Origin of the sequence: Bradyrhizobium sp. B124 (genome assembly GCF_038967635.1) — a bacterium.
In the GTDB taxonomy this organism is placed as follows: domain Bacteria; phylum Pseudomonadota; class Alphaproteobacteria; order Rhizobiales; family Xanthobacteraceae; genus Bradyrhizobium.
The window spans coordinates 8,609,387-8,624,707 of record NZ_CP152413.1; the positions used below are offsets into that span (position 1 = coordinate 8,609,387).

Annotated in this window: 15 protein-coding genes; 10 read left to right on the plus strand and 5 right to left on the minus strand. The window is 64.8% G+C overall.

What is annotated here, in order from left to right:
- Positions 1-26: 26 nt before the first annotated feature.
- Entirely contained in the window at positions 27-803 is a 777-nt protein-coding gene (locus tag AAFG13_RS40235) for an SDR family oxidoreductase (protein ID WP_342710442.1), read from the minus strand.
- A gap of 170 nt (positions 804-973) precedes the next feature.
- Here AAFG13_RS40235 and AAFG13_RS40240 point away from each other — a divergent pair, with 170 nt between their 5' ends.
- On the plus strand, positions 974-2,053 hold the full coding sequence (locus AAFG13_RS40240) for a tartrate dehydrogenase (protein WP_342710443.1): 1,080 nt from the start codon (positions 974-976) through the stop codon (positions 2,051-2,053).
- Between the two features lie 161 nt (positions 2,054-2,214).
- Here the strand turns inward: AAFG13_RS40240 and AAFG13_RS40245 are convergent, their stop codons facing one another.
- The 3 genes from AAFG13_RS40245 to AAFG13_RS40255 all read right to left on the minus strand — a co-directional run bounded on the left by AAFG13_RS40245 (position 2,215) and on the right by AAFG13_RS40255 (position 5,447).
- On the minus strand, positions 2,215-3,126 hold the full coding sequence (locus AAFG13_RS40245; protein ID WP_342710444.1) for an NAD(P)-dependent oxidoreductase: 912 nt from the start codon (positions 3,124-3,126) through the stop codon (positions 2,215-2,217).
- Positions 3,127-3,156: 30 nt separating this feature from the next.
- Positions 3,157-4,407 carry a Zn-dependent hydrolase gene (locus AAFG13_RS40250; RefSeq protein WP_342710445.1) on the minus strand — a complete coding sequence of 417 codons (1,251 nt, stop codon included), beginning with the start codon at positions 4,405-4,407 and terminating at the stop codon, positions 3,157-3,159.
- Positions 4,408-4,529: 122 nt separating this feature from the next.
- The gene (locus tag AAFG13_RS40255; RefSeq protein WP_212311182.1) at positions 4,530-5,447 is read right to left on the minus strand and encodes a LysR family transcriptional regulator; all 918 of its coding nucleotides are present in this window, start codon (positions 5,445-5,447) and stop codon (positions 4,530-4,532) included.
- Positions 5,448-5,567: 120 nt separating this feature from the next.
- Here AAFG13_RS40255 and AAFG13_RS40260 point away from each other — a divergent pair, with 120 nt between their 5' ends.
- The 6 genes from AAFG13_RS40260 to AAFG13_RS40285 all read left to right on the plus strand — a co-directional run bounded on the left by AAFG13_RS40260 (position 5,568) and on the right by AAFG13_RS40285 (position 11,219).
- The gene (locus tag AAFG13_RS40260) at positions 5,568-6,386 is read left to right on the plus strand and encodes a putative hydro-lyase (protein ID WP_342710446.1); all 819 of its coding nucleotides are present in this window, start codon (positions 5,568-5,570) and stop codon (positions 6,384-6,386) included.
- A gap of 87 nt (positions 6,387-6,473) precedes the next feature.
- Positions 6,474-7,721: an ABC transporter substrate-binding protein gene (locus tag AAFG13_RS40265; protein WP_176532652.1), complete on the plus strand. Its 1,248-nt coding sequence runs from the start codon at positions 6,474-6,476 to the stop codon at positions 7,719-7,721.
- Positions 7,722-7,923: 202 nt separating this feature from the next.
- Complete coding sequence (locus AAFG13_RS40270; protein WP_342710447.1) at positions 7,924-8,802, plus strand: branched-chain amino acid ABC transporter permease; 879 nt, start codon at positions 7,924-7,926, stop codon at positions 8,800-8,802.
- Complete coding sequence (locus AAFG13_RS40275; RefSeq protein WP_092125047.1) at positions 8,802-9,788, plus strand: branched-chain amino acid ABC transporter permease; 987 nt, start codon at positions 8,802-8,804, stop codon at positions 9,786-9,788. Before AAFG13_RS40270 ends, AAFG13_RS40275 begins: the two co-directional genes overlap by 1 nt.
- Complete coding sequence (locus AAFG13_RS40280; RefSeq protein WP_342710448.1) at positions 9,785-10,531, plus strand: ABC transporter ATP-binding protein; 747 nt, start codon at positions 9,785-9,787, stop codon at positions 10,529-10,531. Before AAFG13_RS40275 ends, AAFG13_RS40280 begins: the two co-directional genes overlap by 4 nt.
- Positions 10,515-11,219 carry an ABC transporter ATP-binding protein gene (locus AAFG13_RS40285; RefSeq protein WP_212311178.1) on the plus strand — a complete coding sequence of 235 codons (705 nt, stop codon included), beginning with the start codon at positions 10,515-10,517 and terminating at the stop codon, positions 11,217-11,219. The genes AAFG13_RS40280 and AAFG13_RS40285 overlap by 17 nt, the downstream gene beginning before the upstream one ends.
- Positions 11,220-11,401: 182 nt before the next feature.
- On the opposite strand, the gene AAFG13_RS40290 is transcribed toward AAFG13_RS40285, so the two are convergent.
- Positions 11,402-12,058 carry an aldolase gene (locus tag AAFG13_RS40290; protein ID WP_212311177.1) on the minus strand — a complete coding sequence of 219 codons (657 nt, stop codon included), beginning with the start codon at positions 12,056-12,058 and terminating at the stop codon, positions 11,402-11,404.
- 176 nt (positions 12,059-12,234) lie between these two features.
- Between AAFG13_RS40290 and ltnD the strand changes: the two genes are divergently transcribed.
- From ltnD to otnK, 3 genes are read left to right on the plus strand one after another with little or no spacing between them, the layout of a single operon-like run.
- Positions 12,235-13,146, plus strand: a complete 912-nt coding sequence (gene ltnD / locus AAFG13_RS40295; protein ID WP_212311176.1) for an L-threonate dehydrogenase — start codon at positions 12,235-12,237, stop codon at positions 13,144-13,146.
- A 12-nt stretch (positions 13,147-13,158) separates the two neighbouring features.
- Positions 13,159-13,941: a 2-oxo-tetronate isomerase gene (otnI, locus tag AAFG13_RS40300; RefSeq protein ID WP_342710449.1), complete on the plus strand. Its 783-nt coding sequence runs from the start codon at positions 13,159-13,161 to the stop codon at positions 13,939-13,941.
- Positions 13,938-15,227, plus strand: a complete 1,290-nt coding sequence (gene otnK, locus AAFG13_RS40305; RefSeq protein WP_342710450.1) for a 3-oxo-tetronate kinase — start codon at positions 13,938-13,940, stop codon at positions 15,225-15,227. The genes otnI and otnK overlap by 4 nt, the downstream gene beginning before the upstream one ends.
- Positions 15,228-15,321 lie beyond the last annotated feature (94 nt).

Sequence of the window (15,321 nt, forward strand, 5' to 3'; positions counted from 1 at the left end):
TTTCGCTCGCAATGACGCGGAGAGGGTCAGCCCCACCCCGACGTCAGCCCGCCATCCACCGTGTAGATCACGCCCGACGTATAGCCTGCGCGATCGGAGGCCAGGAACGCCATCAGGTCACCGATCTCGCGCGCATGCGCGGGGCGGCCGAGCGGCAGGCCCTTCTGGAATTCCTTGTAGCGGTTCTCGTCGCCGAACTGGTTCTTGGCGCGGGTCTTGAGCAGCGTGACGTGGCGGTCGGTGCCGACAGGGCCGGGGTTGATGCCGACGACCCGGATGTTGTCGGCGAGGCTCTTGCCGCCGAGCGCACGGGTGAACGACATCAGCGCCGCATTGCCGGCGCTGCCGCAGATGTAGTTGGCGTCGAACTTCTCGCCGGCCGCGCCGATGTCGTTGACGATCACACCGCCGCCGCGTGCCTTCATCTGAGCATAGATCGCGCGCGTCAAATTGACGTAGCCGAACACCTTGAGCTCCCAGGCGTGCCGCCAGGTCGCCTCGTCGATCTTGTCGATTGAGCCGCCCGGGATGTCGCCGGCATTGTTGACGAGGATGTCGATATCGATCGCTTCCTTGGCCAGCCGCGCCAGATCTTCCGATTTGCGCAGGTCGACGACGCTGATCGCCGCATCGATCTGATGCGCCGAACGCAGCCGTTCGGCCAGCGCCTTCAATTGCTCGCCGTTGCGGGCGGCGAGCAGCAGATTGGCGCCTTCCTCGGCAAAGGCTTCGGCGGCGGCCGCGCCAATGCCCTTGGAGGCGCCGGTGATCAGGACACGCTTGCCGCGCAGATGCAGATCCATGGGATGTCTCGCTTTGGTATGAGGAGTGGGATGTCCGCGAAATTGGTGGGTCAGGGTCGCGCCGCGGTCAACACTGCACTGCAGCGTTGCGCTCGCGCGAAGTTTGGTCCATTGCAGGACCATCAGGATAGGCGGCATTGCCGGCCGGGCAAATCACAAGGGTGTTCTCGATGAGCAGCGCAAAAAAGCAGTATCGGATTGCGGTCATTCCCGGTGACGGCATCGGCAAGGAAGTGATGCCGGAGGGCCTGCGCGTCATCGAGGCGGCGGCGAAGAAGCACGGCGTCGACGTCAAGTTCGACCATTTCGACTTCGCCTCCTACGACTATTACGAGAAGCACGGCGAGATGATGCCGGCCGACTGGAAGGACCAGATCGGCAAGCACGACGCGATCTATTTCGGCGCGGTCGGCTGGCCGGCCAAGATCCAGGATCATATTTCGCTGTGGGGTTCGCTCATAAAATTCCGCCGCGAGTTCGACCAGTACGTCAATTTGCGCCCGGTGCGGCTGATGCCCGGCGTGCCGTCGCCGCTGGCGGGCCGCAAGCCCGGCGACATCGATTTCTGGGTGGTGCGCGAGAACACCGAGGGTGAATATTCCTCGGTCGGCGGCCGCATGTTCCCGGATACCGACCGCGAATTCGTCACGCAGCAGACCGTGATGACCCGTATTGGCGTCGACCGTATCCTGAAATTCGCATTCGACCTGGCGCAGTCGCGGCCGAAGAAGCATCTGACTTCGGCGACCAAGTCGAACGGCATCTCCATCACCATGCCCTATTGGGACGAGCGCGTGGAGGCGATGGCCAAGAAGTATCCCGGCGTGAAGTGGGACAAGTACCACATCGATATTCTCACCGCGAACTTCGTGCTGCATCCGGACTGGTTCGACGTCGTGGTCGGTTCCAATCTGTTCGGGGACATTCTGTCCGACCTCGGTCCGGCCTGCACCGGCACGATCGGCATCGCGCCGTCGGGCAACATCAATCCGGAAGGCAATTTCCCGTCAGTGTTCGAGCCGGTGCACGGCTCGGCGCCTGATATCGCGGGGCAGGGCATCGCCAACCCGATCGGCATGATCTGGTCGGGCGCGATGATGCTGGAGCACCTCGGCGAGAAGCAGGCAGCTAGCGCCATCGTCGGCGCGATCGAGCGCACGCTCGGCGAACGCACGCTGCGCACCCGCGACCTCGGCGGCAATGCCGACACCACGGCCTGCGGCAAGGCGGTGGCGGAGATGGTGGAGTAAGCTGCGCCCACGGGGTCGTCCTGGCGAAAGCCAGGACCCATTACCCCGAGTGCTTGTTGGCTTGATAGGTCTGACCACCGCCCTGCGCGATGACACAGGCCGGTGGTAATGGGTCCTGGATCGCGCTCGCTACGCTCGCTTGTCCAGGACGACGTCGATAATTATTGCTTCACGATCCGTCGGCAATGCTCCCATGCCGCGTGGATCAGGTTCTCGCTCGCTTCGGGCGTGCGGAACGCCGAATGCGCCGACAGCGTCACGTTCGGGATCTTGGTCAGCGGGTGATCCTTCGGCAGCGGCTCGATGTTGTAGACGTCGAGGCCGGCGTGGCGGATGTGGCCGGAGTTGAGCGCATCGATCATCGCCTGCTCATCGACGATCGCGCCGCGGGCGGTGTTGATCAGCACCACGCCCTTCTTCATCTTGGCGATCTTGTCGCGCGTGATCATCCCGCGGGTCTCGTCGTTCAATAGCAGATGGATCGAGACCACGTCGCTGTTCGCCAGCACGGTGTCGAGCTCGGTGAATTCGACGCCCGGATGGCTCTTCGGCGACCTGTTCCAGGCGATCACCTTCATGCCGCTGCCGAGCGCAATGCGGGCGACCTCGGCGGCGATGCCGCCGAAGCCGACCAGGCCGAGCGTCTTGCCGGTGAGCTGCATGCCGTCCTCGCGCAGCCAGTTACCGGCGCGCATCTCGCGGTCCATCTGCGCAATCACCCGCGCCGACGACCACATCAGCGCGATCGCGGATTCCGCAACCGCGGTGTCGCCATAACCCTTGATCAGATGCACGGAGATGCCGAGCTCGGCCAGCTCTTCCGGATTCATGTAGCTCCGCGCGCCGGTGCCGAGGAACACGACATGTTTCAGGCCGGCGCACGCCTTCGCGACGTCGGTCGGCAGCGCGGTGTGGTCGACGACCGCGATCTCGGCGCCGTCGAGCACCGCAGGATAATCCTCCGGCTTGATGTCCGGGTTGCGGTTGATCCGCATCTTGGGATCGCCTGACTTCTCCAACCGCTCCGTGATGACAGCGAGCGATTCATTGGCGTCGACAAACACTGCGCGCACGAAAGCCTCCATCGAAGGAAGAAGGGATGATCAGGATGCGACGCCGGCGAGCGCCAGCACCGTATGCATCAGGACGTTGGCGCCGGCAGCGCAGTCGGTCTGCGTGGCGTCTTCCAGCTCGTTGTGGCTGATGCCGTCCTTGCAGGGCACGAACACCATCGCGGCCGGCATCACGGTGTTGAGGTTGCAGGCGTCGTGGCCGGCGCCGGAGGTGATGCGGCGGTGCGAATAGCCGAGCTGCTGCGCGGCGTTCTCCACCGCGTCGACCAGCTTGGGGTCGAAATGCGTCGGCGCCTTGCGCCAGACCAGATCGAGCTGCACCTCGACCTTGCGCTTTGCTGCGATCTCGGCGACGGCGGCACGCAGGTCGCGATCCAGCGCGTCCATGATCGCCGCATCGGCGCTGCGGCAATCCACCGTGAAGGCGATCTCGCCGGGGATGACGTTGCGCGAGGGCGCTGCGATCACGGCCTCGCCGATGGTGCCGACCGCCTTCGGCCCGTGCTTCTTGGCGATGCTTTCCATCGCCAGCACGATCTCCGACAGTGTCGCCAGCGCATCGCGGCGCAGCGGCATCGGGGTCGAGCCGGCGTGGCTCTCGAAGCCCGTGATCTTGCCGTCGTACCACAACACGCCCTGGCCGGAATCGACCACGCCGATGGTCTTGCCCTCGGCCTCCAGGATCGGGCCCTGTTCGATATGCAGTTCGACAAAGCTGGTGAACTTCTGGCGGCCGACCGGGGCATCGCCGCGATAGCCGATCGAGTCCAGCGCCTGCGCCACCGTGACGCCCTCGGCGTCCTTGCGCGACAGAATGTCGTCGGTGGTGAAATCGCCGACATAGGCGGCCGAGGCCATCATCGCCGGCGCAAAGCGCGAGCCTTCTTCGTTGGTCCAGTTGCAGATGCAGATCGGCAGTTCGGTCTCGATGCCGGCATCGTTGAGCGTGCGCACCATCTCGAGCGCGGCCAGCGTGCCGAGGATGCCGTCATATTTGCCGCCGGTCGGCTGGGTGTCGAGATGCGAGCCGACGCCGATCGGCGGCTTCGACATATCCCGCCCTTTCCGCAAGCCGAACATCGAGCCGAGCGCATCGACCTGCACCTCGAGGCCGGCGTTCTCGCACGCCTTGCGGAACCAGTCGCGTACTTGCTTGTCCTCGGCGCTGAGGGTCAGCCGCCGCACGCCGCCCTTTGGCGTTGCACCGAACTGCGCGGTTTCGTGGATAGTGCCCCAGAGGCGGGCGGAATCGATCTGCAGGTTGGTGGCGGCTCGGCTCATGTCGTCAGTCCATTTCAGCTGTCTTTCCGGGGCGATGCGTCAGCATCGAACCCGGAATCTCGAGATCCCGGGTCCGGTCCTTCGGACCATCCCGGAATGACGTTTGATTATCCGGCACTCGTTCAATGGCGCGCCGCTTCCATCGCGTCAACCGCCACGCTCGCCTGCGCGATCTGCCTGGCGAGATGGGCGACACGTTCGATGGCGACCGCATCGGGGGAGGCGAGCCAGCTCGCGGTGAAGGTGAGGGGAGGCAGCTTGAGGTCGGTATCGAGCAATTGCAAGCGGCCGTCTGCGAGTTCGTTCTCGACGATCGCCGACGGAATCACCGCAATGCCAAGGCCTTCATTGGCCATGTGGATCACGGTCGCGAGCGAGGTCGAGGCGTGCAGCCGGATCGGCGGCAGATCGGGGGCATTGAACAGCGCGCGCACGGTCTCATAGGGCTGAGTCTTGCGCGGAAACGTGATGATCGGAAACCGCGCCAGATCCCGCCGCGCCACCGGGCCGGGGCCGAGGCCGAGCGACGGGCTCGCCAGGAAGCCGATCGGGTAATCGCACAGTACATGATTGTGCGCGCCGGACGCCGAGACCGGTCCGAGCACGAAGGCGAGCTCGATCTCCTGCGCCAGCAGTCGCGGGGTCAGGTTCGGCGTGATGTCGACCTCGATCTCCAGCGACAGGTTCGGGTAGATCTCGTTGACGCTCTTGACCAGCCGCGGCAGCCAGGTGTGCACGATGGTCTCCGCGACACCGAGCCGCAGCGCGCCGCGCATCGCCGAACGGTCGCCGACCTCCGCCATCATCTCCGAACGCAGGCCGATCAGCTTCTCGGCGTAGGTCATCATCAGCCGCCCGCTCGGCGTCGGCGAGGCCACCCGGTGATCGCGGTTCAACAGCTTGACCCCCATCTCGCGCTCGAGCTGGGCGATGCGCTGGGAGATCGCCGGCTGGGTGGTGTTGAGCCGCTGGGCGGCGCCGCGGAAGCTGCCGAGCTTGACGACCCAGAGGAAGGTTTCGATCGAGCGGAAGTCCGTCATTGGAAGCATATCCCCGATCGATAAATTCTATTTATCGATTTTGATTAGAAAGGACGATTAGACATTATATCACGCTTGGTGTTGGTTTGTCCTTGTCGAGATTATGGGCAGGAGAATCCCATGACTGTTTTTGCGGCAGTGCAGCGATCTCAGGGGGAGCCGGTGCTGGCGAGCGTCGAAGCGCGGCGCGCCAGCCGCAACGGCATGGCCTCGGCCACCACGGCCGGGCTCGCCAACGGTTTCGTCCAGGGCAATCTGGCGATCCTGCCGGAGAAACTCGCCGGCGCCTTCCACCGCTTCTGCCAGCTCAATCCAAAACCGTGCCCGATCATCGGCATGTCCGACGTTGGCGATCCCAGAATCCCCGCGCTCGGCCTCGACCTCGACATCCGCACCGACGTGCCGCGCTACCGGGTCTGGCGCGACGGCGAGGTGGCGGACGAGCCGACTGACATCACCAAATACTGGCGCGACGATCTCGTCACCTTCGTGCTCGGCTGCTCCTATTCGTTCGAGGAAGCGCTGCTGGAGGACGGGCTGCCGATCCGTCACATCGAACGCAACCTGCGTGTGCCAATGTACCGGACCAACATCGCCTGCCAGCCGTCGGGGCCGTTCGCGGGACCGATGGTGGTGTCGATGCGCCCGTTCAAGCCGGCGGATGCGATCCGCGCGGTGCAGATCACCTCGCGCTTCCCGTCGGTGCATGGCGCACCGGTCCATCTCGGCCACCCGCATGCGATCGGCATCAAGGATATCGCCAAGCCCGACTATGGTGATGCGGTGCCGGTCGCCGATGACGAGATCCCGGTGTTCTGGGCCTGTGGCGTCACGCCGCAATCGGTGATCGCAAGTGCGAAGCTGCCGTTCGCAATCACGCATTCGCCGGGCCTGATGCTGGTGACCGATCTCAGGAACAGGCAGCTCGCTGTGCTCTGAATAGGCAATTCGTGCAATTCATTGAGGCTTTACTGCGCGCTACAAGCATCACATCGATAATAACAAGCTGACCTAAGGGGAATTTCGATGACGATCTCTCGCCGTAACGTGTTGCTGGGTGCCACTGCCGCCGCTGCGCTCGGTCCGATGGCCGCGCGCGCGCAGACAAGCGAAGTTGCAATCGGCGTGATCTATCCGCTGTCCGGCTCCAGCGCCGCGATCGGCGTCGACGCGCAGCACGCCTTCAATACCGCGGCCGAGATCATCAACAAGAACTATGATTTCGCGCTGCCGCTCGCCAAGGGCGAGGGCTTGTCCGGCCTCGGCGGCGCCAAGGTCCGCCTCGTGTTCGCCGACCACCAGGCCGATCCGCAGAAGGGCCGCGCCGAGACCGAGCGCCTGATCACCCAGGAGAAGGTCTGTGCCGTCGTCGGCACTTATCAGAGCGCGGTTGCCGTCACCGTCAGCCAGACCTGCGAGCGCTACGGCGTTCCGTTCATCTCGGCCGACAATTCCTCGCCGAGCCTGCATCGCCGCGGCCTGAAGTATTACTTCCGCGCCTCGCCGCATGACGAGATGTTCTCGGCCGCGATGTTCGACTTCTTCGATGCGATGAAGAAGAAGGGCCAGAAGATCGAAACCCTGGCGCTGTTCCACGAGGACACCATCTTCGGCACCGATTCGGCGAACGCCCAGACCAAGCTCGCCGGCGAGCGCGGCTACAAGATCGTGGCCGACATCAAGTACCGCGCCAACTCGCCATCGCTGACCGCTGAGGTGCAGCAGCTCAAGGCGGCGAATGCCGACGTTCTGATGCCGTCGAGCTACACCACCGACTCGATCCTGCTGGTCAAGACCATGGCAGAGCTCGGCTACAAGCCGAAGAACATCATGGCGCAGGATGCCGGCTTCTCGGAGAAGGCGACGTATGACGCGGTCGGCGACAAGCTCGAGGGCGTGATCTCGCGCGGCAGCTTCTCGCTCGACCTGGCGCAGAAGCGGCCGATGGTCGGACTCATCAACGAGATGTACCGCGCCAAGTCCGGCAAGGACTTCAACGACTACTCGTCGCGCCAGTTCATGGGTCTGATCGTGATGGCCGACGCCATCAACCGCGCCAAGTCGACCGACGGCGAGAAGATACGCGAGGCGCTGGTCGCCACCGACATGCCGGGCGACGTGACCATCATGCCGTGGCGGCGCGTCAAGTTCGACGAGATGGGGCAGAACAACTTCGCCGATCCGGTGCTGCTGCAATATACCGCGAAGAACTTCGTGACGATCTTCCCCGAGCAGGCCGCCGTCTCCGAGGCGATCTGGCCGATGAACAGCTGATCGGGCGGACGCGTCCCTACGTCGTCCCGGGCAAGCGAAGCGCGACCCGGGACCCCCCGCGCGAGTGCGTGCACTCATCGCGTAACACAGGCAGGCGTTTTGCGATGATTGGTTGTTGGTCCTTCTACCGATGCATTTGTGGTTATGGGTCCTGGCCTTCGCCAGGACGACGCGGGAGAAACATGTTGACTGGGGCGCAGCGGTGACAGCCGAGACCATTATCCAGAGTTTGGCGAGCGGCCTCTTGATGGGGCTGCTCTACGGACTGATCGCCGCCGGCCTCGCATTGATCTTCGGATTGATGGACGTCGTGAATTTCGCGCACGGCGAATTCCTGATGATCGCGATGTACGTGACCTTCTTTCTGTTCGCGTTCTTCGCGATCGATCCCTTGCTTGCGGCGCCGTTGGTCGCCGCGGCATTGTTCGTGTTCGGCGCGGTGGTCTACCTGCTCGTGGTCCGCTTTGCGATGCGCGCCAAGGCCAATGCCGGCATGGTGCAGATCTTCTCCACCTTCGGTCTTGCGATCGTGATGCGGGGCCTCGCCCAGTTCTTCTTCACGCCCGACTACCGCAGCGTCACCAACTCCTGGGTCGGCGGCAAGACGATCTCGATTGGCGGCATCTATCTGCCGGAGCCGCAGCTGATCGGCGCGATGCTGTCGATCGCGGCTTTCGTCGCGCTCTACTTCTTCATCAACCGCACCGATTTCGGCCGCGCGCTCGAGGCGACGCGCGAGGACGCCGGCGCGGTGGCGCTGGTCGGCATCGACAAGAACCGGGTGTTCGCGCTCGGCTGGGGCCTTGGCGGGGCGCTGGTCGGCTTGGCGGGCGCCATCATGGCGATCTTCTTCTATATCTATCCCGACGTTGGCGCGTCGTTTGCGCTGATCGCCTACGTCACCGTGGCGCTCGGCGGCTTCGGCAGCGTGTTCGGCGCCTTTGCCGGCGGCATCATCGTCGGCCTGGTCGAGGCGACCACCGCGATGATCCTGCCGCCGTCGCTGAAATCGGTCGGCATCTACGCCGTCTATCTCCTGGTCGTCTTCATCCGCCCGCGTGGCCTGTTCGGATCGATGTGATGGACACCCACTTCGCCCAACGCCGCAGGCGTGACCTGATCGTGGCGGCCTGCCTTGCGGTGATCGCAGCGCTGGTGCCGCTGTTCGTCAAGGACGTCTACGTCCAGAACATCATGGTCCTGACCCTGATGTATGCCGCGCTGTCGCAAAGCTGGAACATCCTGTCCGGCTATTGCGGACAGATCTCGCTCGGCCATGCGCTGTATTTCGGGCTCGGCGCCTACACCACCGCTCTCTTGTTCACCAAGTTCGGCGTGCTGCCGTGGTTCGGCATGCTGGCGGGCGGGGCGATCTCGGCCGTGATCGCGATGGCGCTCGGCTATCCCTGCTTCCGCCTGCGCGGGCATTATTTCGTGATCGCGACCATCGTGATCGCCGAGATCGCGCTGCTCCTGATCCAGAACTGGGATTGGGCGGGCGCAGCCCTCGGCATCGATATCCCGGTGCGCGGCGACAGCTGGCTGAAATTCCAGTTCACCCGCTCGAAGCTGCCGTACTTCTATTTCGCGCTGGCGCTGGCCTGCGTCGCCTGGCTCGTCACCTGGTGGCTTGAGGACTCTAAATGGGGCTATTGGTGGCGCGCGGTGAAGGATAATCCGGATGCTGCCGAAAGCCTTGGCGTCGTCGTATTCAATTCCAAGATGGGCGCGGCGGCGGTCTCGGCCTTCCTCGTCGCGGTCGGCGGCAGCTTCTACGCCCAGTTCGTCTCCTATATCGACCCCGAAAGCGTGATGGGCTTCCAGTTCTCGCTACTGATGGCGCTGCCCGCCGTGTTAGGGGGCATCGGCACGCTGTGGGGGCCGGTGCTGGGCGCCGTGATCCTGATCCCGCTCACTGAATTGACGCGGTCCTTTGTCGGCGGTTCCGGCCGCGGCGTCGACCTGATCGTCTATGGCGCGCTGATCGTCGCGATCTCGCTGGCACTGCCGAAGGGGCTTGTCAGCGTGTTCAGCATGCTCTCCGGGCGCAAGGAGGCCGCGCGATGACGGCGCTCTTGGAAACCCCGCTCTTGGAAACCCGCGGCGTCTGGCAGCGCTTCGGCGGCCTCGTCGCCAACAGCGACGTCTCGATCTCGGTCGGCCGCGGCGAGATCGTCGGCCTGATCGGCCCGAACGGCGCCGGCAAATCGACGCTGTTCAATTTGATCGCGGGCGTGCTGCCGCCCACCCAAGGCTCGATCATGTTCGACGGCGAGGACGTGACAAAGCTGCCGGCGGCGGAGCGCTGCCAGCGCGGCGTCGGGCGCACCTTTCAGGTGGTCAAGAGTTTCGAGACCATGACGGTGATCGACAACGTCATCGTCGGCGCGCTGATCCGCAACACCAAGATGCGCATCGCGCGACAGAAGGCCTATGAGGTCCTTGAGTTCTGCGGACTTGCGGCGCGCGCCGACAAGCTTGCCGCCGATCTCGTCCCGTCTGAGAAGCGCCGACTCGAAGTCGCCCGTGCGCTCGCCACCGAGCCGAAGCTGCTGCTGCTCGACGAAGTGCTGACCGGACTGACGCCGGTCGAGGCACAGACCGGCGTCGAGCTGGTGCGCAAGGTGCGCGCCACCGGCGTCACCGTGCTGATGGTCGAACATGTGATGGAAATCGTGATGCCGCTGGTCGACCGCGCCATCGTTCTCAATCTCGGCAAGGTGCTGGTCGAGGGCAAGCCGACCGAGGTCGTCCGCAATCCAGAAGTCATTTCTGCCTATCTCGGGGATCGTCATGCTGTCGGTGCGTGAAGTCACCACCGCCTATCAGGGCCTGGTTGCGATCTCCTCGGTGTCGATCGACGTCACCAAGGGCGAGATCGTCTGCGTCGCCGGCGCTAACGGCGCGGGCAAGTCGACGCTTTTGAAATCGATCGCCGGCGCCGAGCGGCCGCGCGCAGGCACCGTCACCTTCGACGGCAAGCGCATCGATGGCCAGCCGCAGCACGTCATCACCGCTGATGGCATCGCCTTCGTGCCGGAGAACCGCCGGCTGTTTCCGCGGCTCTCGGTGCGCGACAATCTGCGGCTCGGCAGCTATCTCTATCGCAGCCAATCCGACCGCGATGCGCCGCTCGATCTGGTGTTCAATCTGTTCCCGCGGCTCGGCGAGCGGCTGGAGCAGCGCGCGGAGACGTTGTCCGGCGGCGAGCAGCAGATGCTCGCGATCGGCCGCGCGCTGATGACGCGGCCGCGGCTCCTGATGCTCGACGAGCCGTCGCAGGGCATCATGCCGAAACTCGTCGACGAGATATTCCAGGCCGTGAAGCGCATCCGCGACGCCGGCATGACGGTCCTGATCGTCGAGCAGCGCATGGCCGAGTGCCTGGAGATCGCCGACCGCGCCTACATCCTGCAAACCGGCCGCGTGCTGATGCAGGGCACCGCCGCCGAGATCACCGGCAATCCCGACGTGCGCAAGGCGTATCTGGGGCTGTAGCCTGCAGGATCTCTCCACGCGCGCCCACGTCATCCTGAGGTGCGCGCCCTTGCGCGCCTCGAAGGATGGCCGCATGCACTGCCGTAACCCCATCCTTCGAGGCTCGCCGAAGGCGGCGAGCACCTCCAGCGACAAAGGCTTCGCCTTTGCGCGGGGATGACGCCGGAATATGTGGCTACGAGTTAATGCCCGTGCTCCGGCAGCGTCAGCCCGAACACCTTCGTCAAATCCGCCACCTGTTCGGGCGAGAGATAGCGCGGGTTCAGCCCGCGCAGCAACAGATAGAGCTTTGCGGTTTCCTCCAGCTCCTCGGTCGCGAACACGGCGGCTTCCAGCGTGTCGCCGGAGACGACGGGACCGTGATTGGCGAGCAGCACCGATGAATATTTCCCGGCCAGCCCCCTGATCGCGTCGGCAACGGCGGGGTCGCCGGGGCGATAATAGGGCACCAGCGCGGTCTGGCCGCACTTCATGACGTAATAGGCCGTCATCGGCGGCAGCACGGCCCGCGGGTCGATGTCGGGCAGCATCGAAAGCGCGACCGAATGGGTCGAGTGCAGATGCACCACCGCGCCGGCGCTGGCGCGGGTCTGGTAGAGCGCGGTGTGCAGCGGCACTTCCTTGGTCGGGGCATCGCCGGAGATCAGGCGGCCGTCGGCGTCGAGCCGCGACATTTTCGCCGGATCGAGGAAACCGAGCGAGGCGTTGGTCGGCGTCACCAGCCAGCCGCCGTCGTCGAGCCGGACGCTGATATTGCCGGAGGAGCCCGGCGTCAGCCCACGCTCGAACAGCGAGCGGCCGAAGCGGCAGATATCCTCACGAAGCTTTGTTTCGCTCATCCGCTTTTGCCCACCCGGTTTCGTCCGCCCGTTTTTGTCTTGGCGCTATCCGTTTTCCGCTTTGTCTCATGCTTTGGCAGCACGGCCAAGGCGTGATAGGCAAGCAGCAACGCGCGTGATCCGGAAGAGTGGAAACCGTTTCATGTGCAATCAAGTAAAAATTTGAGGATCGCCGCATGTCCAGTTCCGCAACACCGCACGTCGCTGTCATCGGGCTGGGCTCGATGGGATACGGCATGGCGACCTCGCTCAAGCGCGCCGGCCTAGTGGTGACCGGCTGCGACGTCTCGGCCGATGCCGTCGCGCGCTTCGTCGCCGATGGCGGCAAGGGTGCAAAAACGCCGGCCGAAGCGGCCAGGGATGCCGACATCGTCGTCAGCGTCGTCGTCAATGCGGCGCAGACCGAAGCCATCCTGTTCGGCAAGGACGGCGCCGCCGAGACCCTGGCCAAGGACGCGGTCTTCATCTCCTCGGCGACCATGGATCCCGACATCGCGCGGCGGCTCGCCAAGCAGCTCGAGGCGACCGGGCGGCACTATCTCGATGCCCCGATCTCCGGCGGCGCGCAGCGCGCGGCGCAGGGTGAACTGACGATTCTGGCCTCCGGCAGCGCGGCGGCGTTCGCGAAGGCGCGGCCGGCGCTGGATGCGATGGCGGCAAAGCTCTACGAGCTAGGCGATGCCGCAGGGCAGGGCGCCGCGTTCAAGATGATCAACCAGCTGCTGGCCGGTGTGCATATTGCCGCCGCCTCGGAGGCGATCGCCTTTGCCGCCAAGCAGGGCCTCGATATCCGCAAGGTCTACGAGGTGATCACGGCCTCCGCCGGCAATTCCTGGATGTTCGAGAACCGCATCCCGCATGTGCTCGACGGCGACTATGCGCCGCGCAGCGCGGTCGAGATCTTCGTCAAGGACCTCGGCATCATCCAGGACATGGCGCGCAATGCGCGCTTCCCGGTGCCGGTGTCGGCCGCGGCGCTGCAGATGTTCCTGATGACATCAGCCGCCGGGATGGGCCGCGACGACGATGCGTCGGTGGCGCGGATGTATGCGCAGGTCACCGGCACCAAGCTTCCCGGCGCGAAATAACAGGATCCTGCGATGCCCCACTTTGCCGCCAACCTCACCATGATGTTCAACGAGGTCCCGTTCCTCGACCGCTTCGAGGCGGCAGCGAAAGCGGGCTTCACCGCGGTCGAGTTCCTGTTTCCGTACGACCATCCGGCCGAGGAGGTCGGCAAGCGGCTGAAGGCCGCCGGGCTGACGCAGGCGCTGTTCAACCTGCCGCCGGGCGACTGGAACGCCGGCGAGAAGGGGTTTGCCGCGCTGCCCGATCGTTTCGCCGATTTGCAAGCGAGCCTGAAGACCGCGCTGCCTTATGCGCAGGCGACCGGCGTCAAGCGCGTGCATCTGATGGCCGGGATCGCCGACCGCAGCGATGCCAAAGCGGTTGCGGCGTTTCGCAAATCGGTCGTCTATGCCGCGGAGTTCTTCGCGCCGCACGGCCTCGACGTCGTGATCGAGCCGATCAATTCGCGTAATGTGCCCGGCTATTTCCTCAACGACTTCATCTTCGCGCGCGACCTTATCAACGAGCTTGATATCGCAAACCTCAAGCTGCAGTTCGACATCTATCACTGCCAGATCATCCATGGCGACGTCACCGTGCGGCTGCGCGAGATGATGCCGATCATTGGCCACGTCCAGATCGCCTCGATCCCCTCGCGCAACGAGCCCGACGGCGAGGAGCTGAACTATCCGTTCCTGTTCGGTGAGCTCGACCGGCTCGGCTATGGCGGCTTCGTCGGCTGCGAATACAATCCGCGCGGCAAGACCACCGACGGTCTCGCCTGGTTCAAGCCCTATGCCGGAGTGAAGCCGTGACGCGAGCCGGAAACCTGTCTCTCGGTTGCATCGCCGACGACTATACCGGCGCCTCCGACCTCGCCAACACGCTGACCCGCGCCGGCCTGCGCACGGTGCAGACCATCGGCGTGCCCGCCGACGATCTCGTGCTGCCGGAGGTCGACGCCGTCGTGGTGTCGCTGAAGAGCCGCTCGATCGAGGCCGGCCTCGCCGTGACGCGTTCGCGCGCCGCGGAGAGCTGGCTGCGCGACCGCGGCGCCGGGCATATCCTGTTCAAGATCTGCTCGACCTTCGATTCCACCGATGCCGGCAATATCGGTCCGGTGATGGACGCGTTGCGCGCCGACTCCAAAGACAATGTCGTGCTGGTGACGCCGGCTTTCCCGGAAACCGGCCGCACCGTCTACCAGGGCAATCTGTTCGTCGGCTCGGTGCCGCTGAACGAGAGCCCGTTGAAGGACCATCCGCTCAACCCGATGCATGATTCCAATCTGGTCCGCGTGCTCGCGCGCCAGAGCACGACCAAGATCGGCCTGGTCGATCTGGCGACGCTGAGCCGCGGCACCGAGGCCGTTCGGGCAAAGCTCGCCGAGCTTGCGCGCAGCGGCATCGGCGCTGCGATTGTCGACGCGGTGTTCGACCGCGACCTCGAAACCATCGGGCAGGTGGCGCTGGATCACGGTCTCTCGGTCGGCGCCTCCGGCATCGGGCTTGGATTGGCGCGGGCGCTGGTCGCCGAAGGCAAGGCCAAATCGGCTGAAGTGAATGCCGTGACCAGCGCTGCGATCGGCGGGCCGGCCGCCTGCCTCGCCGGCAGTTGCTCGCAGGCGACCCTGCGCCAGATCGCCAGCGCCGAGAAGGTGATGCCGGTCCTGCACCTCGACCCCGAGCGGGTGATCGCCGGCAGGGACGAGGCCGAGCGCGCGCTCGCCTGGGCCAAAGAGCGGCTCGGCATGGGGCCAATCCTGATTGCCAGCAGTTCGACTCCGGAGGAGGTGGCTGCTCTGCAATCCCGTCATGGCCGCGATGCAGCCGGACATGCGATCGAGCAGGCGATGGCCGACCTCGCGGAGGGGCTGGTGCGGTCGGGCGTGCACAGGTTGGTGGTCGCCGGTGGTGAAACTTCGGGCGCTGTGGTCGATCGCCTGGGTATCCCGGGATTCCTGGTCGGGGCGGAAATCGCTGCGGGCGTGCCGGTTCTGCGCGCGGTCGGTGCTGGAAAAAGCGAGATGGTGCTTGCCCTGAAATCAGGCAATTTCGGCGGGCCGGAGTTCTTCTCGGACGCGCTGGCATTGATGCCATGATGCGCCTGTCGCGCATCATGTCGGGCTGATGACTGATATCTCCGTAGTTCAACGGTGAAGCAAATTAACCCTACTTAAGGAGGGGGGCTGGCTT